Source organism: Methylovorus sp. SPW-M1 (assembly GCF_053848825.1).
This window is the reverse complement of record NZ_CM132626.1, coordinates 653,067-675,551: the sequence shown is the minus strand read 5'-3', so window position 1 is coordinate 675,551 and position 22,485 is coordinate 653,067. Positions and strand designations below refer to the sequence as shown.

At 58.6% G+C, this 22,485-nt stretch carries 28 protein-coding genes; 13 read left to right on the top strand and 15 right to left on the bottom strand.

All coding sequences use genetic code 11. The features are described 5' to 3' along the window. Positions 1 to 2 precede the first annotated feature (2 nt). From ACWWD9_RS03150 to arfB, 5 genes are read right to left on the bottom strand one after another with little or no spacing between them, the layout of a single operon-like run. Positions 3 to 596: a LemA family protein gene (locus ACWWD9_RS03150; RefSeq protein WP_015830831.1), complete on the bottom strand. Its 594-nt coding sequence runs from the start codon at positions 594 to 596 to the stop codon at positions 3 to 5. Positions 597 to 624: 28 nt separating this feature from the next. Further along, entirely contained in the window at positions 625 to 1,758 is a 1,134-nt protein-coding gene (locus ACWWD9_RS03145) for a uracil-DNA glycosylase family protein (protein WP_455867703.1), read from the bottom strand. Then, on the bottom strand, positions 1,755 to 2,216 hold the full coding sequence (rimI, locus tag ACWWD9_RS03140) for a ribosomal protein S18-alanine N-acetyltransferase (RefSeq protein ID WP_455867702.1): 462 nt from the start codon (positions 2,214 to 2,216) through the stop codon (positions 1,755 to 1,757). Before rimI ends, ACWWD9_RS03145 begins: the two co-directional genes overlap by 4 nt. After that, positions 2,213 to 2,905, bottom strand: coding sequence for a tRNA (adenosine(37)-N6)-threonylcarbamoyltransferase complex dimerization subunit type 1 TsaB (tsaB, locus tag ACWWD9_RS03135; protein ID WP_455867701.1), 693 nt, complete (start codon positions 2,903 to 2,905; stop codon positions 2,213 to 2,215). The genes rimI and tsaB overlap by 4 nt, the downstream gene beginning before the upstream one ends. 15 nt (positions 2,906 to 2,920) lie before the next feature. Further along, positions 2,921 to 3,442 (bottom strand): alternative ribosome rescue aminoacyl-tRNA hydrolase ArfB, encoded by a 522-nt coding sequence (gene arfB, locus ACWWD9_RS03130; protein WP_455867700.1) that lies wholly within the window; start codon positions 3,440 to 3,442, stop codon positions 2,921 to 2,923. Positions 3,443 to 3,448: 6 nt separating this feature from the next. Here arfB and ACWWD9_RS03125 point away from each other — a divergent pair, with 6 nt between their 5' ends. From ACWWD9_RS03125 to ACWWD9_RS03105, 5 genes are read left to right on the top strand one after another with little or no spacing between them, the layout of a single operon-like run. Next, the gene (locus tag ACWWD9_RS03125) at positions 3,449 to 3,814 is read left to right on the top strand and encodes a DUF4144 domain-containing protein (protein WP_455867699.1); all 366 of its coding nucleotides are present in this window, start codon (positions 3,449 to 3,451) and stop codon (positions 3,812 to 3,814) included. Further along, on the top strand, positions 3,811 to 4,032 hold the full coding sequence (locus ACWWD9_RS03120) for a DUF3820 family protein (RefSeq protein ID WP_455867698.1): 222 nt from the start codon (positions 3,811 to 3,813) through the stop codon (positions 4,030 to 4,032). Before ACWWD9_RS03125 ends, ACWWD9_RS03120 begins: the two co-directional genes overlap by 4 nt. Positions 4,033 to 4,071: 39 nt before the next feature. Continuing rightward, positions 4,072 to 4,689, top strand: a complete 618-nt coding sequence (locus ACWWD9_RS03115) for a DUF4202 domain-containing protein (protein ID WP_455867697.1) — start codon at positions 4,072 to 4,074, stop codon at positions 4,687 to 4,689. A 1-nt stretch (position 4,690) separates the two neighbouring features. Then, positions 4,691 to 5,014: a hypothetical protein gene (locus ACWWD9_RS03110; RefSeq protein ID WP_455867696.1), complete on the top strand. Its 324-nt coding sequence runs from the start codon at positions 4,691 to 4,693 to the stop codon at positions 5,012 to 5,014. A gap of 30 nt (positions 5,015 to 5,044) precedes the next feature. Then, entirely contained in the window at positions 5,045 to 5,932 is an 888-nt protein-coding gene (locus ACWWD9_RS03105) for a DMT family transporter (protein ID WP_455867695.1), read from the top strand. Positions 5,933 to 6,033: 101 nt separating this feature from the next. Here the strand turns inward: ACWWD9_RS03105 and groL are convergent, their stop codons facing one another. Continuing rightward, positions 6,034 to 7,656: a chaperonin GroEL gene (gene groL, locus ACWWD9_RS03100; RefSeq protein ID WP_230345898.1), complete on the bottom strand. Its 1,623-nt coding sequence runs from the start codon at positions 7,654 to 7,656 to the stop codon at positions 6,034 to 6,036. A 48-nt stretch (positions 7,657 to 7,704) separates the two neighbouring features. After that, positions 7,705 to 8,022 carry a co-chaperone GroES gene (groES, locus tag ACWWD9_RS03095; RefSeq protein ID WP_230345899.1) on the bottom strand — a complete coding sequence of 106 codons (318 nt, stop codon included), beginning with the start codon at positions 8,020 to 8,022 and terminating at the stop codon, positions 7,705 to 7,707. 64 nt (positions 8,023 to 8,086) lie between these two features. On the opposite strand from groES, the gene ACWWD9_RS03090 reads away from it, so the two are divergent. Continuing rightward, positions 8,087 to 8,218, top strand: coding sequence for a hypothetical protein (locus ACWWD9_RS03090; RefSeq protein WP_455867694.1), 132 nt, complete (start codon positions 8,087 to 8,089; stop codon positions 8,216 to 8,218). Here ACWWD9_RS03090 and ACWWD9_RS03085 read toward each other — a convergent pair. The 4 genes from ACWWD9_RS03085 to ACWWD9_RS03070 all read right to left on the bottom strand — a co-directional run bounded on the left by ACWWD9_RS03085 (position 8,205) and on the right by ACWWD9_RS03070 (position 10,615). After that, positions 8,205 to 8,834 carry a hypothetical protein gene (locus tag ACWWD9_RS03085; RefSeq protein ID WP_013443019.1) on the bottom strand — a complete coding sequence of 210 codons (630 nt, stop codon included), beginning with the start codon at positions 8,832 to 8,834 and terminating at the stop codon, positions 8,205 to 8,207. The two genes, ACWWD9_RS03090 and ACWWD9_RS03085, sit on opposite strands and share 14 nt — an antisense overlap. A 146-nt stretch (positions 8,835 to 8,980) precedes the next feature. Then, positions 8,981 to 9,346 (bottom strand): YidH family protein, encoded by a 366-nt coding sequence (locus ACWWD9_RS03080; RefSeq protein ID WP_013443020.1) that lies wholly within the window; start codon positions 9,344 to 9,346, stop codon positions 8,981 to 8,983. A 15-nt stretch (positions 9,347 to 9,361) separates the two neighbouring features. Next, positions 9,362 to 10,276, bottom strand: coding sequence for an NAD(P)-dependent oxidoreductase (locus ACWWD9_RS03075; RefSeq protein ID WP_455867693.1), 915 nt, complete (start codon positions 10,274 to 10,276; stop codon positions 9,362 to 9,364). A gap of 72 nt (positions 10,277 to 10,348) precedes the next feature. Then, on the bottom strand, positions 10,349 to 10,615 hold the full coding sequence (locus tag ACWWD9_RS03070) for a DUF2798 domain-containing protein (RefSeq protein WP_159355088.1): 267 nt from the start codon (positions 10,613 to 10,615) through the stop codon (positions 10,349 to 10,351). Between the two features lie 135 nt (positions 10,616 to 10,750). Here ACWWD9_RS03070 and ACWWD9_RS03065 point away from each other — a divergent pair, with 135 nt between their 5' ends. After that, positions 10,751 to 11,683: a LysR family transcriptional regulator gene (locus tag ACWWD9_RS03065; protein ID WP_455867692.1), complete on the top strand. Its 933-nt coding sequence runs from the start codon at positions 10,751 to 10,753 to the stop codon at positions 11,681 to 11,683. Between the two features lie 8 nt (positions 11,684 to 11,691). On the opposite strand, the gene ACWWD9_RS03060 is transcribed toward ACWWD9_RS03065, so the two are convergent. After that, the gene (locus ACWWD9_RS03060; protein WP_455867691.1) at positions 11,692 to 13,650 is read right to left on the bottom strand and encodes an ATP-dependent DNA helicase; all 1,959 of its coding nucleotides are present in this window, start codon (positions 13,648 to 13,650) and stop codon (positions 11,692 to 11,694) included. A gap of 115 nt (positions 13,651 to 13,765) precedes the next feature. Between ACWWD9_RS03060 and ACWWD9_RS03055 the strand changes: the two genes are divergently transcribed. After that, on the top strand, positions 13,766 to 14,176 hold the full coding sequence (locus tag ACWWD9_RS03055) for an SRPBCC family protein (protein WP_455867690.1): 411 nt from the start codon (positions 13,766 to 13,768) through the stop codon (positions 14,174 to 14,176). A 55-nt stretch (positions 14,177 to 14,231) separates the two neighbouring features. After that, positions 14,232 to 14,936, top strand: coding sequence for a 2'-5' RNA ligase family protein (locus ACWWD9_RS03050; protein WP_238525306.1), 705 nt, complete (start codon positions 14,232 to 14,234; stop codon positions 14,934 to 14,936). A gap of 7 nt (positions 14,937 to 14,943) precedes the next feature. On the opposite strand, the gene ACWWD9_RS03045 is transcribed toward ACWWD9_RS03050, so the two are convergent. Continuing rightward, complete coding sequence (locus tag ACWWD9_RS03045; protein ID WP_455867689.1) at positions 14,944 to 15,672, bottom strand: peptidase; 729 nt, start codon at positions 15,670 to 15,672, stop codon at positions 14,944 to 14,946. Between the two features lie 137 nt (positions 15,673 to 15,809). Between ACWWD9_RS03045 and ACWWD9_RS03040 the strand changes: the two genes are divergently transcribed. Continuing rightward, the gene (locus ACWWD9_RS03040; RefSeq protein WP_455867688.1) at positions 15,810 to 16,865 is read left to right on the top strand and encodes an aldo/keto reductase; all 1,056 of its coding nucleotides are present in this window, start codon (positions 15,810 to 15,812) and stop codon (positions 16,863 to 16,865) included. 19 nt (positions 16,866 to 16,884) lie between these two features. Here the strand turns inward: ACWWD9_RS03040 and ACWWD9_RS03035 are convergent, their stop codons facing one another. After that, positions 16,885 to 17,769, bottom strand: coding sequence for a DUF3034 family protein (locus ACWWD9_RS03035; protein ID WP_455867687.1), 885 nt, complete (start codon positions 17,767 to 17,769; stop codon positions 16,885 to 16,887). A gap of 141 nt (positions 17,770 to 17,910) precedes the next feature. Between ACWWD9_RS03035 and ACWWD9_RS03030 the strand changes: the two genes are divergently transcribed. Genes ACWWD9_RS03030 through ACWWD9_RS03020 form a run of 3 tightly spaced genes read left to right on the top strand, consistent with a single transcriptional unit; the run spans position 17,911 to position 21,360 of the window. Then, the gene (locus ACWWD9_RS03030) at positions 17,911 to 18,348 is read left to right on the top strand and encodes a group I truncated hemoglobin (protein WP_455867686.1); all 438 of its coding nucleotides are present in this window, start codon (positions 17,911 to 17,913) and stop codon (positions 18,346 to 18,348) included. Between the two features lie 18 nt (positions 18,349 to 18,366). Further along, positions 18,367 to 18,996 carry a methylamine utilization protein gene (locus ACWWD9_RS03025; RefSeq protein ID WP_455867685.1) on the top strand — a complete coding sequence of 210 codons (630 nt, stop codon included), beginning with the start codon at positions 18,367 to 18,369 and terminating at the stop codon, positions 18,994 to 18,996. A gap of 15 nt (positions 18,997 to 19,011) precedes the next feature. After that, positions 19,012 to 21,360 (top strand): EAL domain-containing protein, encoded by a 2,349-nt coding sequence (locus tag ACWWD9_RS03020; RefSeq protein ID WP_455867684.1) that lies wholly within the window; start codon positions 19,012 to 19,014, stop codon positions 21,358 to 21,360. Between the two features lie 41 nt (positions 21,361 to 21,401). Here the strand turns inward: ACWWD9_RS03020 and pyrC are convergent, their stop codons facing one another. Then, positions 21,402 to 22,436, bottom strand: coding sequence for a dihydroorotase (gene pyrC / locus ACWWD9_RS03015; protein ID WP_455867683.1), 1,035 nt, complete (start codon positions 22,434 to 22,436; stop codon positions 21,402 to 21,404). Positions 22,437 to 22,485: the final 49 nt, after the last annotated feature.

Genomic DNA, 22,485 nt, shown 5'->3' with positions numbered 1-22,485 from the left:
GCTTACTTGTCGAAGTTAACAGCAGGGGCCTTGGAGATTTCCTTCTCGTTTTCCACGCTGAAGTTAGGCTTGGGTTTGTAGCCAAACATGCTGGCGGTCAGGTTGTTCGGGAAGGTACGAATCGCCACGTTGTATTCCTTAACGGCCTGAATGTAACGGTTGCGGGCCACGGTCACACGGTTTTCGGTGCCTTCCAGTTGGGCTTGCAGATCACGGAAGCTGGCATCCGCCTTCAGTTGCGGATAGTTTTCTGCCACCACCAGAAGGCGGGACAATGCCGATGTCATCTGGCTTTGTGCCTGCTGGAACTTGGCAAATGCGGCTTCGTCGTTGATCAGCTCAGGGGTTGCCTGAATGCTGCTTACCTTGGCACGCGCTTCGGTCACTTCGGTCAGCACTTTTTCTTCATGGCTGGCATAGCCTTTGACGGTGCTCACCAGATTGGGCACCAGATCGGCACGGCGCTGATACTGGTTCAGCACTTCGGACCAGTTGGCGTTCACTTCTTCATCCAGTTGCTGGAAAGTGTTGTAGCCACAGCCGGTCAGGTTCAGCACCAGCAGCAGTGTCGCCAGTTTAAGCATCAGGGATCGCATGTTGTGTCCTCGTTAGTGTTAAATGAATTCAGTCTTTAGATGAGGGTGCCGTTGCCGATTGCAAGGCATCTTCCTGCAGTTTGCGCATGGTCGCGCGCGCCAGACACAAATCTTCCCATGCCTTGGCCTTATCCATCAGGTTGCGCAGCAGATAGGCAGGATGGTAAGTGACAATGACCGGCACGCCGTTGTATTCATGCTGTCGTCCACGCATGCTGCCGATGGTGGCATCCGAATTCAACAGGGATTGCGCGGCAAACTTGCCCAACGCTAGGATCAGTTTGGGCTTGATCAGTTCCACCTGACGCTTGAGAAAAGGATCGCACTGCTGGACTTCTTCTCCCTGCGGATCGCGATTCTGCGGCGGGCGGCACTTGAGCACATTGGCAATGTACACATTCTGCCCGCGCTTGAGCTTTATCGCCCCCAGCATGTTATCCAGCAACTGTCCGGCCTGGCCGACAAAGGGCTCGCCGCGCTTGTCCTCCTCTGCGCCGGGAGCTTCGCCCACAATCAGCCATTCGGCGGCAGGGTCACCCACGCCAAATACGGTCTGCGTGCGGGTGCGTGAAAGACTGCAAGCCTGGCAATTGGCCACGCAAGACTGCAGACCTTGCCAGTCCAGCTGGGCAATGCTGTCGCGACGGCCCTGGCCCAGTGATGTTGCCATATCAGGCAAGTGATCATCGTCATCAAAGATGGGCAGCAGCATCTCATCCGGAGGAGGAATGTCATCATCCCAGGGCGGTGACGTGGTCAATGCGTCGTCCGCTGTATTTGTGTCTGGTGTAGTGGTCTCCGCCGCCACGCCAGCGGCAACAGCGGTGTCTGCATCGGGCAGGGCATAGGCAGCATGGCTTGTTGCATCCGCGTTCACAGGAGAAGCGGCGCTGTTATCCATTCCGCTTACAGGCGTGATGGCAGCAGCGCTTACAGGCTCAGCCGTGAGTACTTCCTCACTGGCTGGCGTGGGCAGCGTCGCGGCAGCTGGCTCCGTGGCATGCTGCGCTGCAGGTGATGACAAGGTGGTTGATGCCGGGCTTTCAACGGGGGCCGCATGCGCCGCTTCAAGGGGTGCCACCGGCGTCGGAAGCGGCTGCCGCAGATGCCAGGCCGGCAGCAGCTCCAGTTCGCGCAGCATGTCTTCGCGCGTCAGGCTCATAAGGCGGCCCCCATCAGCACGGCATCTTCGCGGCCATGCTTGGCCGGGTAGTAATTGCGGCGGATGGCCATTTCATTGAAACCCATGCTTTCATACAAACGCAATGCCGAGGTGTTGGATGGCCGCACTTCCAGAAACATATTGAGGCCGCCATACTGACGGCCGATCTGCATGACATGCTCCAGCAGCAGGCGGCCCAGCCCCCTGCCCTGCATGGCCTGCGCCACGCTGATATTCAGGAGATGCGCTTCATCCAGCACCATCATGACGATGGCATAGCCGACGATAGTCTCATCCTGTTGCATAACCCAGCAGCTGTGGCCCGCATTCAGCGAGTCCATGAAATTGCCGCGGGTCCATGGGTAAGGAAAAATCACCTGTTCGATGGCGACGATGGTATCGAGATCGTCTTTCTGCATGGGGCAGAATGCCACGCGGGGCTTGAGCACGGCGTTCATTTCAGCCCTGCCATCTTGGCGCGCTCGCTGGTTTTGAGCGCGACCTTGTTACGAATATACAAAGGCGCTGCCTCAGCTGCCGGGCGCCCTTCACCCGCGGCAAACACCGGCAAGGCCAAAGCCACAATTTCCTGCGCACGGGGATAGCGATCTGGCTGTGTGCTCGCCACTTGTTCCGAATAAGCAGCATGGAGCGCATCGGCATAACTGGCCCAACCGCTGCCAATCCCGACCCAGCCAGCCCCCTCGACGGCGGGCACGTCTTCCGGCTTGTATAAGCCTGGGGCGATGACTTCCTGCCAGACATCGCCTTGCCGGCGATACACGGCGTGGTACACCTCGCCCATGCGCGCATCCAGGCAGGCAATCACCTGGTCAGCGTCACTGGCCTGAGCCAAAGCGAGCAGAGTGCAGACACCCACCACCGGCAGACCCGCGCCAAACGCAAGGCCCTGGGCCACGCCACAGCCTATGCGCAAACCGGTGAACGAACCGGGCCCGGCGCCAAAGGCAATGCCATCCAGATCGGTCATGGCGAGTCCGGCTTCGTCCAGCAACTCGCGCAGCAAAGGCAGGATGCGCTGGGAATGCGTCTGTCCGGCATGCAGCTCGCGCGTCAACAGGCGGCCGTCCAGATGGAGCGCCAGGGAAAGGTATTCGGTAGAGGTATCGAGTGCGAGCAGCCGCATAAAAACTTCAGTCTGTTATTCAGACGCTATTTTGCCACGCATTGCCTTGATATGCCCGCGCCGCGTCTTGCCCTCCAGCCTTCTTTTGCGCGAAGCCAGTGTGGGCCGCGTGGCATGGCGCACGGCAGGCGGCCGCGCCACCTGGTTTACCCAGGCATGCAGACGCTCGATGGCATCCTGCCGATTGAGCAGCTGGCTGCGATGGCGCTGCGCCTTGATGATGAGCACACCTTCGCTGCTCACCCGCGCATCCCGCAGCGCCAGCAGTCTGGCCTTGTGCGCCTCATCCAGCGAAGAAGCACAGATATCAAAGCGCAAATGCACCGCACTGGAGACTTTGTTGACGTTCTGCCCGCCCGCGCCCTGCGCCCGCATGGCGGTCAGTTCAAATTCGCTGTCAGGAATCACGATGGGCTGCATGAAAAGGGGCTCGGCATTCTGGGGTACCAGGCATTGTAACGCAGGGCTGCCGCGCCGTTGGCGTGTCACCCTGACAGCAGCAAACGGGTTGCCAGCAGGCAAGGGCATGGTTACCATGCGGGCATGTCCACTAGCCCCGCTCTTGCCCACCCACATTGGCCCGCCATTGTGCATTTTGATGGCCAGCCCGAGCTGGCCTACATTGGCAGCCTGGCGCAGTGGCAAGCCGCGGCCGACCTGCAGCACCATATTTATCATGCCCGCGATCGGCTGATTGATGCCGATGGCGCCATTTATACGCTGCTACCACGGGCGCAGCAGCGGGTCATCCCCCAGGCCACCGGCCAGCATCTGTCGCTGGATCAGGTGCTGGAACTGGTACGCGCACATCTGGCACGCGAAGGCCAGGCCTGCATCGCCAAGCTCTACGCGCCTTCCATCGCAGCCGCCATCGCCATGGCGAATGATGACGAGCCCAACACGCCATGAAGCCCGAAGACCTGCACCGCCTGGTGACCATGCAAATGCCCTATGGCAAATACAAGGGCAGACTGCTGGCAGACCTGCCGGCTAATTACCTCAACTGGTTTGCCCGCGAAGGCTTTCCGCCCGGCGAGATCGGCCGCCTGCTGGCCCTGATGCAGGAGCTGGATCACAATGGCCTGAAACCCCTGCTGGACCCATTGCGGGTCCCCGGCCAGCGCTAGGCGCACTGCAATATATACAGACTATACCCAGGAAACTATATGACCAGCCCTCAGCTGCAACAGGCACTGGATGCCTTTGATGCCCGCAATGCCGAAGATCCCAAGCACACGGTGGTCGATGGCAATGCCATCCCCAATGAGCTGCTGTATGCCCAGCGCATGAGCGCCATGCTGCAGCGCTACCGGCCCGATGCCAGCGAGGTGCTGCAGCTGGCCGCCCGCTGCCAGCACATCTGCCGCTGGAGCATTGCGCGCGACAGCTACCCCATGACCAAGCCTGGCTACCATCAATGGCGCAATGCGCTGAAAGCCATGCATGCCCAGCTTGCCTCCGACATCCTGCGTGACGTTGGCTATGACGACATCACTATCCAGCGCGTGGCCCAGCTGGTGGGCAAGGCCGCCCCGCTTAGCGATCCGGATATGCAAACGCTGGAAGACGTGATCGTGCTGGTGTTTGTGGAGGATTATCTGCAAGCCTTTGTCGAGCAGCACCCGGATTACGACACGCCCAAACTGCTGGATATTCTGCGCAAGACCTTGCGCAAGACATCGCCACAAGGCCGCGAGGCCGCCCTCACCATCATCCGCCTGCCGGATGCGCTGGTACCGGCCATTACCCAGGTGATGCAGGAAGAAGGCTGGCTGCCCGCCTGATATGCGCATCGAGCCACAAAGCCGGCAGGCCGCCATCCTGCATCTGGAGGATGGGCGCCAGCTTGCCTTGCACGTGGAGTCACATGCCCTTGTTTTTGCCTGGGCTGGACAGGTTATAATCCGCCTGCATTTCCGCACTCTGCGCTCTGCCAACTCGCCAGAAGAAACCCCGCTGTTCAGCCTGGAATCTGCCGAAGCCAGTCCCGAGTGGAAAGCCCAGCTGGCACCCTGGCTCGCTCCAGCCCTGGCGTTATTCAGCCAATACCATGGCGGGCGGGTGATCATTGCCAAATCGCTCGCCATCGACCTTGACCTTCCGGCCTGAGCTGCCGCCACCTCATCAGGAACCTTGCCCTTGAGTCTCGCTTTTACTTATTTCTGTGTCTTGTTCGCCGCCATCCAATGGGGCGCCAACTTCAATCTGGCCATTCCCGTCGTGGCCGAAATGCCGCCGGTAGTGGCGGGAGCCACGCGTTACCTGCTGGCCGCATTGATCATGCTGACGCTGACCTATATCCGGGGCGAACATGTTCCGCTACGCCATGCCCGTGCCTACATTGTGCTGGGACTGGTAGGCGTATTCGGCTTCAACCTCCTGTTTTTCCTCGGCATGCAAAGCACTTCGGCGGTCAATGGCGCCCTCATCATGGCGCTGAATCCATTGCTGACCGCGCTCATTGCCTGGGCCACCATAGGCGAGCGCCTGCAAATGCGCCAGTGGCTGGCGTTTCCCATCGGCTTGCTGGGCGTGGCGATTGTAGTGCTCGGCGCAGGCGCGCATCTGGAAATATCGCACGGCGACATCCTGATTTTCCTCGCCAGCCTGAGCTGGGCGGCTTATAACGTCTGCGTCAAAAAAATGATGCCGACCGACACCAGCGGCATCGCCAGCACCGCCGCCATCATGACCGTGGGTGCCCTGGCGCTGACGTTAGTGGCGCTGCTCTCAGGCGAGCAGTTCGTTATGCCGGGCCAGCATGCCGCCATAGCGCTGCTGATCATGACCATAGGCGGCGGCGTGCTGGCTTACTTGTGCTGGAACGCAGGGATTCGTCGACTGGGCGCGGGCCGCGCCGCCATCTTTCTGAATCTGGTGCCAGTCACCTCCATGGTGATCGCGGCGATGGAAGGCGTGCCACCCACGACGATACAACTGACCGGCGCCGCCCTGGTGATTGGTGCCGTCAGTTTTGCCAGCTGGCCGCGTCAGCAACCGACAGCCAGCCCAAGCGCCACCACCTGAGTTGATCAGCCCATAAAAAAAGCCCTTCCAGCAAATACTGGAAGGGCTTTTTTCATCCTGCCGACTTAATAGCCGGAACAGGATGTTGCCTCCGGCCAGGCTTAGTAGCCCATGTCCGGCATGGCAGGTACGGCAGCCTTATCCTCCTTGGGCAGCTCGGCAATCGAGGCATCCGTGGTGAGGATCAGGCTGGCCACCGAGGCCGCATTTTGCAGCGCGGTGCGGGTAACCTTGGTGGGGTCTACCACGCCGGTTTCCACCAGATCGGCATACTCGCCGGTGGCGGCGTTGTAGCCAAAGTTGCCAGAGCCAGCCAGTACCTTGTTTATGACCACCGAAGGCTCATCACCGGCATTGGCGGCAATCGCGCGCAGCGGCGCTTCGATCGCACGCAGCACAATGCGGATGCCGGCATCCTGATCGGCGTTGTCGCCCTTGAGGTCCGCAATCCGGCTGCGGGCACGCAACAGCGCCACACCACCGCCAGGCACGATGCCTTCTTCCACCGCAGCCCGGGTGGCATGCAGGGCATCGTCCACGCGGTCTTTCTTCTCCTTCATCTCCACTTCGGTGGCGGCGCCGACCTTGATCACTGCAACACCGCCAGACAGCTTGGCAACGCGTTCCTGCAGTTTTTCGCGGTCATAATCGGAACTGCTTTCCTCGATCTGGGCCTGGATCGCCTTGACGCGGGCTTCGATGGCTTTTTGCTCGCCAGCGCCATCAATGATGATGGTGTTTTCCTTTTGCACTTCCACGCGCTTGGCGCGGCCCAGGTCTTCCAGCGTGGCTTTTTCCAGCTGCTTGCCGGTTTCTTCCGAGATCACGGTGGCACCGGTGAGGATGGCAATGTCTTCCAGCATGGCCTTGCGGCGATCGCCAAATCCAGGTGCCTTGACCGCCGCCACCTTGAGAATGCCACGCATGCTGTTCACCACCAGCGTTGCCAGGGCTTCACCTTCAAGGTCTTCGGCGATGATCAGCAAAGGCTTGCCGGCTTTTGCCACGTTTTCCAGGGTGGGCAGAAGATCGCGGATGCTGCTGATCTTCTTGTCGTAAAGCAGGATCAGCGGATCATCAAACTCGACGGTCTGCTTTTCCGGATTATTGATGAAGTAAGGGCTGAGATAGCCACGGTCGAACTGCATGCCTTCCACCACATCCAGCTCATTTTCCAGCGACTTGCCATCTTCAACGGTGATCACCCCTTCCTTGCCGACTTTTTCCATGGCATCGGCGATGATCTTGCCAATGGCATGGTCGGAGTTGGCGGAAATGGAACCGACCTGGGCGATTTCCTTGTTGGTGGTAATCGGCTTGGACAGCTTGTGCAGTTCATCCACCACGGTATTCACGGCTTTATCAATGCCGCGCTTGAGATCCATGGGGTTCACACCGGCGACCACGTGCTTCATGCCTTCCTGCACGATGGCCTGGGCCAGCACGGTAGCGGTGGTGGTGCCATCGCCAGCGATGTCCGCCGTCTTGGAGGCCACCTGCTTTACCATCTGGGCGCCCATGTTTTCAAACTTGTCCTGCAGTTCGATTTCCTTGGCGACCGATACGCCATCCTTGGTAATGACCGGAGCGCCAAAACTGCGCTCGATCAGCACATTGCGGCCCTTGGGGCCCAAAGTCACTTTCACGGCATCGGCCAGTACATTGACGCCCTGGACGATGCGCGTACGTGCGTGGTCATGAAATTTGACTTCTTTTGCAGCCATGTTGATGTTCTCCTGATATATCCAGAATTAAACGGTTAACAATGAGGATCAAGCGACTTTTTTGAGCTTGGCATCACTGGACTCGACCACGCCGAGAATATCTTCCTCGCGCAGCACCAGTAGCTCCTCGCCATTCAGCTTGACGGTCTGCCCGGCATATTTGCCAAACAGCACTTGGTCACCGATCTTCACTTCCAGCGGCACTTGCGTGCCATCTTGCAGACGGCGGCCGTTGCCGGTGGCAATCACCTCGCCCTGCTCGGGTTTTTCGGATGCCGTATCCGGAATCACGATGCCGGAAGCGGTCGTACGTTGCGCTTCAATTCGCTTGACGACGACCCTGTCATAAAGGGGACGAATGCTCATTTCTAATCTCCTTAGCGATATCAACGTTAGTCAACATTAGGTTCAGCCCAGGGCGGTGCCTGACATGAGAACAACCGCCGCCGACGCTGACATTTTTTTTGATATGGGTGGGGAAAAAGGATTTCAAGAGGTTGCTGAAAAAAATTTTCAGCAACCTCGCCAAGCCAGTCACGGCAAGGGTTTCAGGGCAGGATGATGCGCTCTACGCGGCCAAGGCGATAGGCCACATGCAGATTTTTGGAGGTGTAGGTAATCGGGTTGACCGGGCATGGCGTATTGCGGCCGCCAACCTCATCCAGCGTGTCATCCTCGGCGGTCTGGCGCCAGATGCTGTCTTTCACCGGGCGGAACATCCAGCGCACATAGCCGACGGCAGCGGCCAGATGCATCATCTCCAGGCGGTCGGGGGCCTCTACCAGCAGGTGGTCTTCCTGATCGCCCAGTGGTGAATAATCGCCAAACGCCTGCCGGCACTCCAGCGCCTCCTGCTCGCTGGCGCCTATCCAGTTGCATCCGCGACGCGCATCGCGCACCACATCCCAGGCGCCGAGTTTCCAGCCGGCTTCCAGCATGGCTTCGTCCAGCATTTCCATGCGGTTCCAGCGTTCATTGAGTTGCAGTGCCGAGCCCGGCACGGCATAGAGCGGCGCAAAGCGTGAAGGCAGACCCTCCACTTCTTCACGGCGAAAGCCATGCCAGTGCAACATGAGTAAGAGGGGAGTGTCCGCTCGGGGAACGGCAGTCAGGGTGACGGCATATAAGGGCATGCCAAGGGCGTTCATTTGTGCATTTACCACTTGCAGGATATCCATCGTCGCAACCTCCATAGTACAAGCGCTTCACGATAAACAATCTAGCAAATTGGATACCAGCCGCAAGCGGCCAGCGTCATAAAATGTCAGTCTGACATGACAGAAAAATGCGCATGCCTACTGCCGCAAGCACGCGCAGACATCACTTACCCCAGCGCCAGATAGATCGCCAGCAGCACGCCACACAGCACCACCGACAGTGAAAGGGCTACCGTCATCCAGGGCAGTGCCATGGTGGGCACATCATGTTCCGGCAAGGTGCGTACATACAGATGATGGTTGTACTGTGCCCCAAGAATCACCAGCGCTCCTGCTGCCACCAGCATCACGCCCAGGGTATCGGTCCAGGCATGATGATGTACCAGGTGCGTGGCGCCCGAAGCTGCACTCATCAGGGTGAGAAACAAACCAAACTTGGCCACCACAAATCCCAGCGCCATGATGGTCACGCCGGAGCGCACCCAGGCCAGCAAGGTACGCTCAGCGGCAAAAAAAACACGTGGATCAGACATACTCACCTCTTGAATTCAGAACTGGCGCTGCACCGGCAGGCCTGCATCATGCCGGGCATTCAGCGCAATCGCGCTCCAATCCTGGCCTTCACGCCCCTCGGCCATGGCACTCAGGTAGCGTTGCTGCACAATACCAAGAAACGGCATCGGCGTCGCGCTCTCCAGCGCCACCTTCTGAATCAGGTTCATGTCCTTGAAACCCAGCGAAAGCTTGAAGCCGGGCTCATACTGCTGCTTCAGTATCAGTTCGCCATAACGCTGGTACATGGGGCAGGCGAAGATGGTGCTGGTGAGCATGCCCAGGACCGCTTCGGGCTTGATGCCATTTTTCTCGGCCAGGGTGGCGACTTCAGCCATGGTTTCCACACAGGAGGCAATCATGAAATTGCCGCTGAGCTTCACCACATTGGCGGCACCGGGGTCGTCACCAAATTCAAAGATGCCCTGGCTCATGGCTTCCAGCACCGGGCGGGCAATGGTAATCGACGGCGCATGGCCCGACACGCAGATCCACAACTTTTTGGCGGCCGCCATGTCTGGTCGGCCAAACACCGGGGCGGCCAGCAAGTGCGCGCCTTTGTCTGCATGCAACTCGGCCAGCTTGCGCGAGGTGTCGGGCGAAACCGTGCTCATGGATAAATGCACCGCACCTGGCTTCAGCGCCGCCAGCACGCCGTTTTCAGCCAGGGTGACCGATTCCAGCACGGCATCATTCGATAGCATGGTAATCACGACATCAGCATCCTGCGCGGCGGCAAAAGGCGTATCGCTCAGCACGGCCCCTTTGGCGACCGAGCCGGCGGCTTTTTCAGCGCTGCGGTTATACACGCGCACTGCATGGCCTGCGGCCAGCAGATTGGCCACCATGCCCTCGCCCATGGCTCCCAGGCCTATGAAACCGATCACCAGATTGTTGCTTGTTGCATTCATCTCATCATTCCTTCATGTTAATCCCATGGCGTGTCTGACCATGGTTCTGTGCAAACGTCACACCCGATATTCTCAGGCAGGCGGAGCCACCGTCAGCGCTACCAGCTTCACCACGACCGGACGTACCATCAGCACACAGCAGAAGGCCACCGGCATCGCCATCGAGTAAGCGTGAAATACGCTGGCGATATAGTGATGCCCGATGCCGCCATTGATGGCCACAATGACGAACGACATCAGCAAGGCCATGATGCCCGCCATGTAGAAGGCAAAAGCCACGGGGGTATAACGCGCTGGAATTTTAGGCAGGCGCTGCGCCTTGATTTGAATATCTTGCATGATCTTTCCTTTCTATTAATCCTGCACTGTTGATGCCACTTTATCGCAAAGCCTGCCCGCGCAATAGATAGCTGGAGCTTGTTACATTCGCAAGATAAACTATCGAATCACATCAATATTGGCAGCCAATAGATTATGGATACCCTGCGCAGCATCGAGACCTTTGTCCGCGCCGTGGAGCACGGCAGCATTGCCGCCGGCGCCCGCCAGATCGGCATTACGGCGGCGGCCGCCAGCCAGAATATTCAGCGGCTGGAAACCACGCTGGGCATACGCCTGCTCAGCCGCTCCACCCGCAGCATGGCGTTGACGGACGCCGGACAGCTTTACTACAACGCCGTGAAAGATATTCTGCGCGATCTGGAGCTCGCCAAATCCAGCATCACCGAATTTCAGGGCGAACCTCAAGGTCGCCTGCGCATCGCCTGCTCGGCCGCATTTGGCCGCAATGTCATTGCCGACATGATTCCGCCCTTCATGCGCCGCTATCCACGCATCTCGGTCGAACTCATCACGACCGATAACCCCATCGACCACATCACCGAAAACATCGACATCAGCATCCGCTTCAAGCAGCAACTGGAGCCCGGCATGATCGCGCGCCACATTGCCCGCGTGCCCATCCTGTTTTGCGCATCGCCCGACTACCTCGCCCGTGCCGGACGCCCTACCCAGCCTGAAGAGCTATCGCACCACGCCTGCCTGACGTTTCGCGTGCCCGCCAGTGGCCGCATGCTGGGCTGGGGCTTTCTGCGCGATGGCTTGCGCTTCGAGCCGGACATCACCCCCACCGTCAACAGCAATGATATCGACGCCCTCGCCCGCCTCGCGGTAGGTGGTGCAGGCATCGCCCGCCTGGGCGCCTTCGTCGCCCAAGCGCTGATCGACAGCGGCCAACTGGAGGCCTTGTTTACCGGGCATGCAACCAGCGAAGGCGCGGTAACTGCCGATATTGAACCGCTGGATTTTTATGTGAGTTATCAGGACAAGCACGCCATGACCCACAAGCTGCGGGTGTTCGTGGATTATCTGGTGGAGGTGATGCCGGAGGAGTGGAAGATGGCCTAACCCTGAGGTCAGGCTTTGCCAGCCTCTGCGAGCGCATCGTCTGCAGCCTGCTCAAAAAATGCTTCCACCTCGGCAATATCCCGCGTGCGCTTGAAAGGCGGCAGGCTTTGCCAGATGCGGCGGCCGTAGTGTTTGGCGATCAGCCTGGGGTCGCAGATCATCAGCACGCCGCGGTCGGCTTCGTCGCGAATCAGGCGGCCGGCGCCCTGCTTGAGGGTGATCACGGAATACGGCAGCTGGTATTCCATAAAGGCATTGCGACCTTCGGCGTTCATTTTGTCTATGCGCGCAGCGAGCACCGGGTCATCGGGCGGAGCGAAGGGCAGTTTGTCGATAATGACGGCGCTCAAGGCTTCGCCGCGGACATCCACGCCTTCCCAGAAGCTTTGCGAGCCCACCAGCACGGCGTTGCCCAAGGCGCGAAAGCGATCCAGCAGCTCGGTACGGGCACTCTCGCCCTGCATGAGCAGCGGGTATTCCATGCCTTCGCTTGAGAATGCATCCTTGAGCAGGGCGTGGATTTCGCGCATGGCACGCAGGCTGGTGCTCAGCACAAAGGCGCGGCCACGGCTGGCGCGGATCACCGGCAAGGCGGCGGCCGCAACGGCAGCGCTGTAGCCGGGGCTGTTTGGCTCCGGCATGCCATTCGGCACATAGAGCAGGGCTTGCTGGCCGTAATCAAACGGGCTGTTCCAGTAGCCGGTGGTGGCTTCTTGCAGGCCCATCTGCCCAAGGTAGTGGCTGAAATCGCTTTTGACGGCGAGCGTGGCAGAAGTGAATATCCAGGCGCGCGGCTGGGCGTTCAGCTGCTTGCCAAAGCCTTCGGCCACGGAGAGTGGTGTGGCATGCAGCTGCACCGATTGGCTGAAGACTTCCACCCAGCGCACGAGATTGGCGTTGTCGGCTTTTTGCCAGGCTTGCAGTTTTTGCTGCAGGGCCAGACCGCGCTGCCAGCAATTTTCAATGGCAGGGTCGCGCTCGGCCTGGCTTTCCAGCACTTGCGCCAGCACATTGAGCTTTTCCTGCATGGTGGCGTAGGCCGAATCAAAGTTTTTAAGCGCCTGGGCTTTTTGCACCGGCATGCGGCTGCCTTCAAAACTGAACACCAGCCGAAAATCGCGCACGGCTTTTTCCAGCGCAGCGGTGGCTTCGGGCAAGGCGGTGCAATCCTTGGCAGTGGTGATGTATTCGGCATGGGCATCGCGTGCCAGCTCCATGAGCTGACTGGTGGAAACATCTTCACCAAAAAACAGCCCGGCGACTTCCGGCAGCTGGTGTGCCTCGTCAAAAATTACGGTATTGGCGCTGGGCAACAGTTCGGCCACGCCTTCATCGCGCAGCATCACATCGGCAAAAAACAGGTGATGGTTGACCACCACCACATCGGCAGCCAGCGCGCGCTTGCGGGCTTCCATGACAAAACATTCCTTGTAAAACGCGCACTCCTGGCCCATGCAGTTATCGCGGGTGGAGGTCACCGCAGGCCAGATGGTGGCGTTTTCCGGCACATCAGTCAGCTCGCTTTTGTCGCCGGTGGAGCTGTTGTCGGCAAAGGCGCGAATCTTGTGCACGTAATTGGCATCTTCACGCGAGATAAATCGCCCCTCGTTCATGGCACGGTCGAGGTGAAAGTGGCAGACGTAATTGGCGCGGCCCTTGAGCATGGCGACGGTTACGGGCACCTTGAGCGCATCGCGCACGGCGGGCAGATCGCGATTGAACAGCTGATCCTGCAGGGTTTTGGTGCCAGTCGACACAATGACCTTGCCGCCGGAGAGCAGAGCGGGCACCAGATAGGCAAAGGTTTTACCGGTCCCCGTGCCCGCTTCGGCCACCAGCTGGCGCCCCAGCTTGATGGCTTCTTCAATGGCCTTGGCCATTTCCAGCTGCTGCACGCGGGTGCGGTAGCCGGGAATGCTGGCAGCCAGCGGACCTTCAAGGGAAAAAACAGAATCCAGATCGCTCAAGCCGAACTTTCAGAAAAAAGAGGTGCTCATAAAATCAGGTGCAATCGCCCAGGCGGGCGGCTGACCCAAGGTAGTATTATATTGATCCGTCCTCATCAACCCCAAGGGTTTTCTCATGAGCACAGCCACGCTTTCCTGCATTATCAGCATCGTGATCCAGCGGCCATGGCAAGAGGTCTACCGCTTTGCGTCTCAGCCAGAGAATCTTTCTGCATGGGCCACCGGGCTGGGCCGTGGCATCCGCCGGGTCCAGGATCACTGGGTGGCGGACGGACCGGAAGGTCCTATCCGTATATGTTTTTGCGAACCGAATGACCATGGCGTGCTGGACCACTGGGTTTACCCGGATGACGATAACGAGATCTACATCCCCATGCGGGTGATCGCCAACGGCAATGCCGCCGAGCTGATGTTTACGCTGTTTCGCCAGCCCGGCATCAGTGATGAACAATTTGCCGAAGACGAGGCCTGGGTGCTGCGCGACCTTGCCAACCTGAAAAGCCTGCTCGAAGCACACGCTGCGTGAGGCCTTAGGATATCCACACATCCGCCTTCGCATGCCATCAGACAGCGCCATTATCTTGAGTTCAACTGCCGCAGACATCATCAGTACAACGAGTGCTGAGGAGATGGCCTCGCACACCACCGCCTGCCGGGCCGACAACTTTGTACGCTGGCATCTGGGCCGACCGTTTTATGCGGTATGGATAATAGAAGCGGATACGGTAGAGATGCGCGCCAATATCAGCGCGATGCGCCGTCATCTGGGCGACTGGCTGCTGCCGGACTATCGGCGCCAGCCGCATATCACGCTGGCGGTGTGCGGTTTTCCGCAAACCTATGCCACGGATGCGCACAGCTACACCGAGGCTGACTTTCACCGCGACATCGCCTGTTTGCAGACTTCATCGCCCGCCTCGCTGCAACTGAGCACGGGGGCGGCTGACAGCTTTACCACCGCGGCTTACCTGGGATTGAAAGGCGACATCGAACCCTTGCACGCAATGCGCGCCAGACTGCGCGCGGCCGAAACACAGTCTTATGTACCGCATATCACAGCGGGGTTTTACCGTCGGCGCCTCCCCATGACCGACGTGCAGCAGAAACTTGCCGCATTGGCATTGCCGGAAATATCGCTGGAAATAAACACGATCACGCTGGCCGTATATGCCAGCGCCGAGATTGCAGGAGGCCTGTTTCCCGTGTGTCGATACCATCTGCACGAGAACAAGCTGCAGATGGTGAAGTCAGGCTACCTGCCTTGGCACATGCCGGCTACCGCGTAAGCGAGCACTAGCACCAGTCAGGACTGGGCAGGCCACTGAAGACGGATTTCAGGCCTTCCGACCAGCCCTGACGGATAGTGGCATAGTACGGGTCTTTTTCTTCTATGCGCTGGCGACAGTTGGCGTTAAGGCTATCGACGCGATACAGCATGAGGTCGATAGGCGCCGCCACCGAGATATTGCTGCGGATGGTGGAATCAAACGAAATCAGCACGCACTTCACGGCATCCATCATGTCGCTGTTGTACTTCACCACGCGGTCGATGATGGGTTTGCCGTACTTGGTTTCGCCAATCTGGAAATACGGGGTTTCGCGACAGCTTTCAATAAAGTTGCCGGCGGCGTAGATATTGAAAAGCCTGGGCTTTTCAGCCTGGATCTGGCCGCCCAGCAGGATGCTGGCATTGAAATCGGTATTGTGGTTCTTGAGATGTTCGGCATCGCGCTCAAACACTTCGCGCATGACATCGCCCACCAGCTGGGCGGCCTCAAACATGCTGCTGACATTATTGAGGTGTGCACCGTCTTCGGCCTTGATGGCTTCGCGCAGGCGATTGACCACGGCTTGCGTGATCGCCAGATTGCCCGCCGTCAGCAAGGTGATCACCCGCTCGCCCGGCACTTCAAAAATATTCATCTTGGGGAAGATGGCAACCTGATCCACACCAGCATTGGTGCGGGTATCCGAGGCAAACACCAGACCTTCATCCAGCAGCAGGGCAACACAATAAGTCATGAGATTGATCAGCAGATTTGAACAGAACTAGCATCATACTCACCCACCCTGCGGGCAACAACCCGTGACCGGCCCGGTTTCAGCTTTCTACGCAAATTGACGTACACTTTGGTTTTTACGCAACGCGCCCATATCCCATGCAATTACGCCCACTCGCCCACACCGACCTGCACGTTTCGCCCATCTGCCTGGGCACCATGACCTATGGCGACCAGAACACCGAGGCCGAGGCGCATCAGCAGCTGGATTACGCCATCGCCCAAGGCATCAATTTCATTGATACCGCCGAGATGTATCCGGTGCCGCCCAAGGCCGAAACCTACACCCGCACCGAAACCATGGTGGGCAACTGGCTGAAACACCAGCCGCGCGACAAGATTATTCTGAGTGGCAAGGTGGCAGGCCCCCGGCGCGGCCTGGGCTGGATACGCGGCGGCCCGCCATCGCTGGATCGCGCCAATATCCGCGCCGCCATTGAGGGCTCTTTGCAGCGCATGCAAACCGACTATATTGATCTCTACCAGCTGCACTGGCCTGAGCGCAATGTGCCGATGTTTGGTCAGTATCAATTCGACCCCGCCCAGGAGTTTGAAAACGGCCAGCAAAAGGAATGGGTAAGCATACGCAACCAGCTGGAAACGCTGGCCGAGCTGGTGAAAGAAGGCAAAGTACGCTACATCGGGCTGTCCAACGAGCAGCCCTGGGGATTGATGGAGTTTCTGCGTATTGCCAAGGAATACGATCTGCCGCGCGTGGCGACGGTGCAAAACTGCTACAACCTGATCAACCGCGGCATGGAATTCGGCATGACCGAGGTGCTGTATCGCGAAAACGTCGGCCTGCTGGCCTACTCGCCCCTGGCGTTTGGTCACCTCACCGGCAAATATATTGATGACCCGCAAGCCGTGGGCCGGGTCACCATGTTTCTGGGCTACGCCCAGCGCTACAAAAAACCGAATGTCGGCCCGGCCAGCGCCGCTTACGCCGCACTGGCACGCCGCCATGGCCTGACCCCCACGCAGCTGGCGCTGGCGTTTGTCTATCAGCGCTGGTTTGTAAGCAGCACCATCATTGGCGCCACCAGCATGACCCAGCTGCAGGAAAATATTGCCGCCTGGCAAACCCGCTTAAGCCCGGAGATCCTGCAGGAAATCGAGGCGCTGCACCTCACCTACATGAATCCGGCGCCTTGAGCTTTTTCATGGTCGGGGTTTAGAACCCGAGCTGACCCGACAGGTACCAGCCGGTCTGGTTATCCTTGTCGGCGATGCGGCCCAGATCCAGATAGGCTGCGGTAATCGAGAAGTTGCGGTGGGCAAACCAGGTGAGGAAGATATCCTTGGCGTCATCTTCGCGATACACGCTGAGATTATTGGGCTTGCTGCGATACTCGGCCCCCAGCAGCGTGCGGTCGGTGAGCATGACAGCGGCTGACACGCCGAGCTGCGCACGGTAATCATCATGGCGGTCGCCACCAAAACCCAGCAGGCCAAACTGATTGGCCTTGGTCGCCTGCAAGGTCGCCCCCAGCAGCAGGTTATGTCCCCCCACAGCGTCCAGATACAGCTTGGTGGCGGCGACATAAAAATCTGCTCCGCTGGCATGCTTGGCGCCGAGCGCGGCGGGAATGCGATCAAAATCCTCGTTGTGCTTGAGATGCATGCCCACCGCCACCTGCGGCCACCAGCGATCCTGGTCATACACCGCATCGCCAAACAGGCGCAGTTTGATGCCCGCCGTATTCATGCGTATGGTCTCGCCGTGCACCGTACTGCCCAGGCCAAAATGCTGCTGAGACAGCGACAGCTCAAGCCGGTTGGCAATGCCCACGCTGACCCCGACCACATTAAGATCAAAACCGCCGCGCGTGCGGGCCTCGGTATAAAAGCCGGTCGCACTGACCTGCTGGTCGGTGCTGTAGCCTGAAATCAGTGCCCAGGGCACCAGCCCGCCGCCACCAGAACCTTCCACCTGACTGACACCACCGGTTGCCAGCAGACGATCACCCGCCTGTGCTTGCCCAGCCATTGCCAGACTGAGCAACAGGCACATCCCCCATTTTTTCCATCGTCTTGCCATCATTTTTTCACGCACCATACTTATTCAATATCCGACACAATTAATTATTCGTTATGATGCCAAGGCATCACGCACGGGAAATCCAGCACATCAGGCTTGGCGCTGCGCCAGAATTGGCAGCATTCCCGTCGAAATCCATCATTTCAGTTACGGCATAAAATGCAAAACATGAAGCCATTCTCTATCGCCAGCCTCATCTTTTTAGTCGCCTTTGTGTGTGCCTGCAGCCCGGTCAAGCCCGAGCGCAGTCTGTACGATCGTATCGGCGGAAATGCGGTGTTGACGGCGGTGGTCGATGAAACCATAGACAAGGTCAGCCAGGACCCCAAAACCAGCCGCTCGTTTGATGGCGTCAAGCTGCCAGTGCTGAAAGAGAGCATCGTCAGCCAGCTTTGCTCACTCACCGGCGGCGGCTGTCAGTACGAAAGCGAAACCATGGAAAATGCCCATGCCGATGCCAGAATTACCAATGCCGAATTTGAGCTGATGGTGGATGCCATGCGCACGGCGCTGGATCACCAGCACGTGGGCACACGCGAAAAGAACGAGCTGCTGAAAATACTGGCGCCCATGAAACGCGATATCGTCGCGCATTAACCCTGTCAGGAATCCCCCATGCAGCCTTCCCTTTTCCGTCGTTCCCTCAGGCTGCTGACAGTTGCATTCCTGCTTGTTGCATACAGCACATGGGCAGCGGAGCTGACCATCACCGTCACGGATGCCAGTGGCACCCCGCTGCCAGATGCCGTGGTGTGGGCAGAACCCAATACCAAACTCGCCTTGCCCGTTCCAGGCACAGCAGCCGTCGAACAGAAAAACCGGCAGTTTCTGCCGCTGGTCAGCGTGGTGCAAACCGGCACCAGCGTAAGCTTCCCCAATCGGGACAAGGTGAAACATCATGTTTATTCCTTCTCGCCCGCCAAAACCTTTGAGCTGAAGCTGTATTCCGGCGTCCCCAGCACACCGGTAGTGTTCGACAAGGCGGGGACGGTGGTGCTGGGTTGCAATATCCACGACCAGATGCTGGCCTTCATCCGCGTGGTGAACACGCCTTATTTCGCCTTGAGCGACAGCACCGGCAAAGCCACCCTCAGCAATGTGCCCAACGGCCCCTACACCCTGGCTGTCTGGCATTACGCGCAAAGCAACGAAAATGCCCTCTTTGAAAAAGCGATAGTAGTTAAAGCCGACGAACAAACTGCCGTTAAACTGGATATCAATACGAGCGCCCTCCAGAAACGGTAAAGAAACGCGATCACCATGCAGTTCAAAAGCCTACAAAGCCGCATGGCGGTGATCTTCCTCACGCTCATCCTCGCCATTCAGGTTGCGGGGTTTCTGGCGATCAAATACAGCATCAACAAAAACTCGCGCGCCGCGGTCAATGAGCAGCTGGAAATTGGCGAACGGGTATTCCTGAACCTGCTCAAGCAAAATGGCGACAGCCTGAGCCAGGGCGCCAAGATACTGGCGAGTGATTATGGCTTCCGGCAGGCCATTGCCAGTCTGGATTACGAGACCATCCTCTCCGCACTCAGCAATCACCAGTCCCGCATCGGCGCCGACATTGCCATGTTCGAATCCTCGGCCACGGGCAACCTCACGATCTCGGGCAAGGTGTCACATGTGGAAGCGGGCCCGATTGTAGACAAGCTGATCCAGGATGGGCGCCAGCAAGGCTATGCGCAAAGCTATGCCATCTTCAATCATCAGCCCTATCAACTAGTGGCCGTACCAGTCAAGGCACCGCTGACCATAGGCTGGATTATCATGGGCTTTCAGATCGACGATACCCTGGCCCAGAACCTGCACAAACTGAGCAATCTGGATGTTACCTTCATCAGCCGCTCCAATGGCAGCGACTGGAACTCCATGGCCTCCACACTCGGGGCGTCTCTCACCGAAAAACTGCTGGAAAAAGCCTCGGCCGGCCGCCTCACCGAATTGAGCATGGGCAATGCTGACTATGGCACGCGCTACGTCCCCATCATGGAGCATGGCGATGAGTCACTGGTCGCCATCCTGCAGCGCTCGATTGATGAAGCCACGGCGCCTTATCTCGTCCTGCAGCGCAATCTGCTGCTGCTCACCATGCTGGGCGCGCTGGTATTCGCTTTGGTCATTTTTTATGTTTCCCGGCGCATCACCCAGCCGATTACCGAACTGGCCACTACCGCCAGAAAGCTGGAAGAAGGCAATTTTGCCATCCGCCTCACCAGCAGTCGGGAAGATGAGCTGGGCAAGCTCAGCCGCGCCTTTGGCAGCATGGTGGATGCCATTGCCAGCCGCGAGCAGAGCATTACCCGACTGGCTTACTGGGATGAGCTGACCGGTTTGCCCAACCGCGCCTCGTTCCTGCGCGAATTGGGGCTGGCGCTGCAACAGGCGCAGGATCAGCAAGAGCATCTGTCGGTGCTGGTGATGAACCTGAACCATTTCAAGCAGATTAACAAAGTGCTGGGCCACGCCGCGGCAGATGATTTGCTGAGAGGCGTTGCGCAACGCCTGCAAAGCTCCATCCGGCAAGAGTCGGACCTGGTGGCGCGCCTGGGCGGTGATGAATTTGCCCTGCTGCTGCCGCGCACCGGCATAGCGAATGCCACCCATGTGGCGAACATGCTGCTGCAAAAACTGGAAGCCCCTATCAACATCGCGAACCAGTCGGTAGATACCAGTATGGGCATAGGCATTGCCTGTTACCCCGAACATGCCAGTGCCCAGGAAAAACTTCTGGGCAATGCCGAGATGGCCATGCATGTCGCCAAGGCCAAGCAGTCCGGTGCGGTACTGTTTGATCCGGCATTTGATATCAGCAGCCAGGGCAATTTATCGCTTGCCTCGGAGTTGCGACAGGCCATTGCCACGAATGAGCTGGCCTTATATGTGCAACCCAAGATTGACCTGCAGAATGGCAAGATCAGCGCGGTAGAAGCCCTGATCCGCTGGCGCCACCCGCAAAAAGGCCTGATGTTCCCGGATCAGTTCATTCCGTTTGCCGAACAGTCTGGTCTGATTTCACTTGTAAGCCTGTGGGTGCTGGCCGAAGCAGCCCGGGTAGAAGTAGCGTGGCGCAAGCTGGGTATTGATGCGCCGATTGCAGTCAATCTCTCAACCCGCGACCTGATTGACCAGGACTTGCCACACAAGATTCTGACCTTGCATCAGGATGCGGGGCTGGTACTCGGAGGCATTACGCTGGAAATCACCGAGAGCAGCATGATGGATGACCCGCAACGTGCGCAGCAAACACTGGAGCGCCTGTCGGACATGGGTCTGCAACTGTCGATTGACGATTTCGGCACTGGCTATTCATCGCTGGCCTATCTCAAGCGCCTGCCGGTGAGTGAGCTCAAGATCGACAAATCGTTTGTGCTGAAAATGGAAGAGGACGAAAGCGATCGCAAGATAGTCCGCTCGACCATAGACCTTGGCCATAACCTCAATCTCAAGGTGGTAGCGGAAGGGATTGAAAGTCGCGCCGCGTGGGACCTGCTAGCCAGCATGGGCTGCGACTTTGGTCAGGGTTATCACATCAGCAAGCCCATGCCAGCGGCGGATTTTCCGGCATGGCTGCAACGCTGGCAGGCACAGGAGCTACAAACCGCCTGATCCGGCCTGACTTTGGCAGCCCTTGGTAGCTGCCAATCTGGCTAAAGCAAACGCCAGCCTATGCTTAGACCTGCGCGTAATGGCACCAGTCGCTCCTCGCCCAGGGGCAAGTCGTCGGGCACCTGCCAGCTTTCTTTCACCAGCGTCACCGTGTCGGTATTGCGTGGCAGGCCATAAAAATCTGCCCCATAAAAACTGGCAAACCCTTCCAGACGATTCAGCGCACCCGCTTCCTCAAAGGCTTCGGCATACAGCTCAATGCCTGCATGCGAGGTGTACATGCCCGCGCAACCACAGGCAGATTCCTTGGCAGATTGTGGATGCGGCGCGCTATCGGTACCCAGGAAAAACTTGGGCGAACCTGAAGTTGCTGCCGCGACCAGCGCCAGCCGGTGATCCTCGCGCTTGAGGACGGGCAGGCAATAATGATGCGGCCGCATGCCACCGCTGAACATGGCATTGCGGTTCATCAGCAAATGGTGGGCAGTGATGGTGGCCGCAATATTGTCCGGCGACTCCGCCACAAACTGCGCAGCTTCCCGCGTGGTGATATGTTCAAACACCACCCGCAGTGCAGGAAAACGCTGCAACAGCGGGCGCATATTACGCTCGATAAAGACCTTCTCGCGGTCAAACACATCCACATCGGCATCGGTCACCTCGGCGTGCACCAGCAAGGGCAGGCCCAGCTCCTGCATGGCTTCCAGCGCAGGCACACAGTGGCCGAGGTTGGTCACGCCGGAGTCGGAATTGGTAGTCGCGCCAGCCGGATACAGCTTGACGCCATGCACGATGCCACTGGCCTTGGCGAGGCGGATTTCTTCGGCAGAGGTTTTGTCGGTGAGATACAAGGTCATCAGGGGTTCAAAGCGATCCCCAGGTTGCAAGGCGGCCAGAATGCGCTGGCGATAGGCCTGTGCCAGTTCGGTGGTCGTCACCGGCGGACGCAGATTGGGCATGACGATGGCACGGCCGAAGCGACGCGCCGTGTCGGGCAAAACCGCCTGCAGGGCAGCGCCATCGCGCAAATGCAAGTGCCAGTCATCCGGGCGGGTAATGGTGAGGGAGGAGGTCATGTCAGGCTTCCACTATCTTTCAAATTCAACAAAATAATTCAACTTCAAT

What these genes read in the sequence shown, in the direction of transcription:
- ACWWD9_RS03150 (WP_015830831.1), bottom strand. Translation starts at nt 596, where the DNA reads ATGCGATCCCTGATGCTTAAACTGGCGACACTGCTGCTGGTGCTGAAC.
- ACWWD9_RS03145 (WP_455867703.1), bottom strand. Translation starts at nt 1,758, where the DNA reads ATGAGCCTGACGCGCGAAGACATGCTGCGCGAACTGGAGCTGCTGCCG.
- rimI (WP_455867702.1), bottom strand. Translation starts at nt 2,216, where the DNA reads ATGAACGCCGTGCTCAAGCCCCGCGTGGCATTCTGCCCCATGCAGAAA.
- tsaB (WP_455867701.1), bottom strand. Translation starts at nt 2,905, where the DNA reads ATGCGGCTGCTCGCACTCGATACCTCTACCGAATACCTTTCCCTGGCG.
- arfB (WP_455867700.1), bottom strand. Translation starts at nt 3,442, where the DNA reads ATGGTAACCATGCCCTTGCCTGCTGGCAACCCGTTTGCTGCTGTCAGG.
- ACWWD9_RS03125 (WP_455867699.1), top strand. Translation starts at nt 3,449, where the DNA reads ATGTCCACTAGCCCCGCTCTTGCCCACCCACATTGGCCCGCCATTGTG.
- ACWWD9_RS03120 (WP_455867698.1), top strand. Translation starts at nt 3,811, where the DNA reads ATGAAGCCCGAAGACCTGCACCGCCTGGTGACCATGCAAATGCCCTAT.
- ACWWD9_RS03115 (WP_455867697.1), top strand. Translation starts at nt 4,072, where the DNA reads ATGACCAGCCCTCAGCTGCAACAGGCACTGGATGCCTTTGATGCCCGC.
- ACWWD9_RS03110 (WP_455867696.1), top strand. Translation starts at nt 4,691, where the DNA reads ATGCGCATCGAGCCACAAAGCCGGCAGGCCGCCATCCTGCATCTGGAG.
- groL (WP_230345898.1), bottom strand. Translation starts at nt 7,656, where the DNA reads ATGGCTGCAAAAGAAGTCAAATTTCATGACCACGCACGTACGCGCATC.
- groES (WP_230345899.1), bottom strand. Translation starts at nt 8,022, where the DNA reads ATGAGCATTCGTCCCCTTTATGACAGGGTCGTCGTCAAGCGAATTGAA.
- ACWWD9_RS03090 (WP_455867694.1), top strand. Translation starts at nt 8,087, where the DNA reads ATGAGAACAACCGCCGCCGACGCTGACATTTTTTTTGATATGGGTGGG.
- ACWWD9_RS03085 (WP_013443019.1), bottom strand. Translation starts at nt 8,834, where the DNA reads ATGGATATCCTGCAAGTGGTAAATGCACAAATGAACGCCCTTGGCATG.
- ACWWD9_RS03080 (WP_013443020.1), bottom strand. Translation starts at nt 9,346, where the DNA reads ATGTCTGATCCACGTGTTTTTTTTGCCGCTGAGCGTACCTTGCTGGCC.
- ACWWD9_RS03075 (WP_455867693.1), bottom strand. Translation starts at nt 10,276, where the DNA reads ATGAATGCAACAAGCAACAATCTGGTGATCGGTTTCATAGGCCTGGGA.
- ACWWD9_RS03070 (WP_159355088.1), bottom strand. Translation starts at nt 10,615, where the DNA reads ATGCAAGATATTCAAATCAAGGCGCAGCGCCTGCCTAAAATTCCAGCG.
- ACWWD9_RS03065 (WP_455867692.1), top strand. Translation starts at nt 10,751, where the DNA reads ATGGATACCCTGCGCAGCATCGAGACCTTTGTCCGCGCCGTGGAGCAC.
- ACWWD9_RS03055 (WP_455867690.1), top strand. Translation starts at nt 13,766, where the DNA reads ATGAGCACAGCCACGCTTTCCTGCATTATCAGCATCGTGATCCAGCGG.
- ACWWD9_RS03045 (WP_455867689.1), bottom strand. Translation starts at nt 15,672, where the DNA reads ATGACTTATTGTGTTGCCCTGCTGCTGGATGAAGGTCTGGTGTTTGCC.
- ACWWD9_RS03040 (WP_455867688.1), top strand. Translation starts at nt 15,810, where the DNA reads ATGCAATTACGCCCACTCGCCCACACCGACCTGCACGTTTCGCCCATC.
- ACWWD9_RS03035 (WP_455867687.1), bottom strand. Translation starts at nt 17,769, where the DNA reads ATGGTGCGTGAAAAAATGATGGCAAGACGATGGAAAAAATGGGGGATG.
- ACWWD9_RS03030 (WP_455867686.1), top strand. Translation starts at nt 17,911, where the DNA reads ATGCAAAACATGAAGCCATTCTCTATCGCCAGCCTCATCTTTTTAGTC.
- ACWWD9_RS03025 (WP_455867685.1), top strand. Translation starts at nt 18,367, where the DNA reads ATGCAGCCTTCCCTTTTCCGTCGTTCCCTCAGGCTGCTGACAGTTGCA.
- ACWWD9_RS03020 (WP_455867684.1), top strand. Translation starts at nt 19,012, where the DNA reads ATGCAGTTCAAAAGCCTACAAAGCCGCATGGCGGTGATCTTCCTCACG.
- pyrC (WP_455867683.1), bottom strand. Translation starts at nt 22,436, where the DNA reads ATGACCTCCTCCCTCACCATTACCCGCCCGGATGACTGGCACTTGCAT.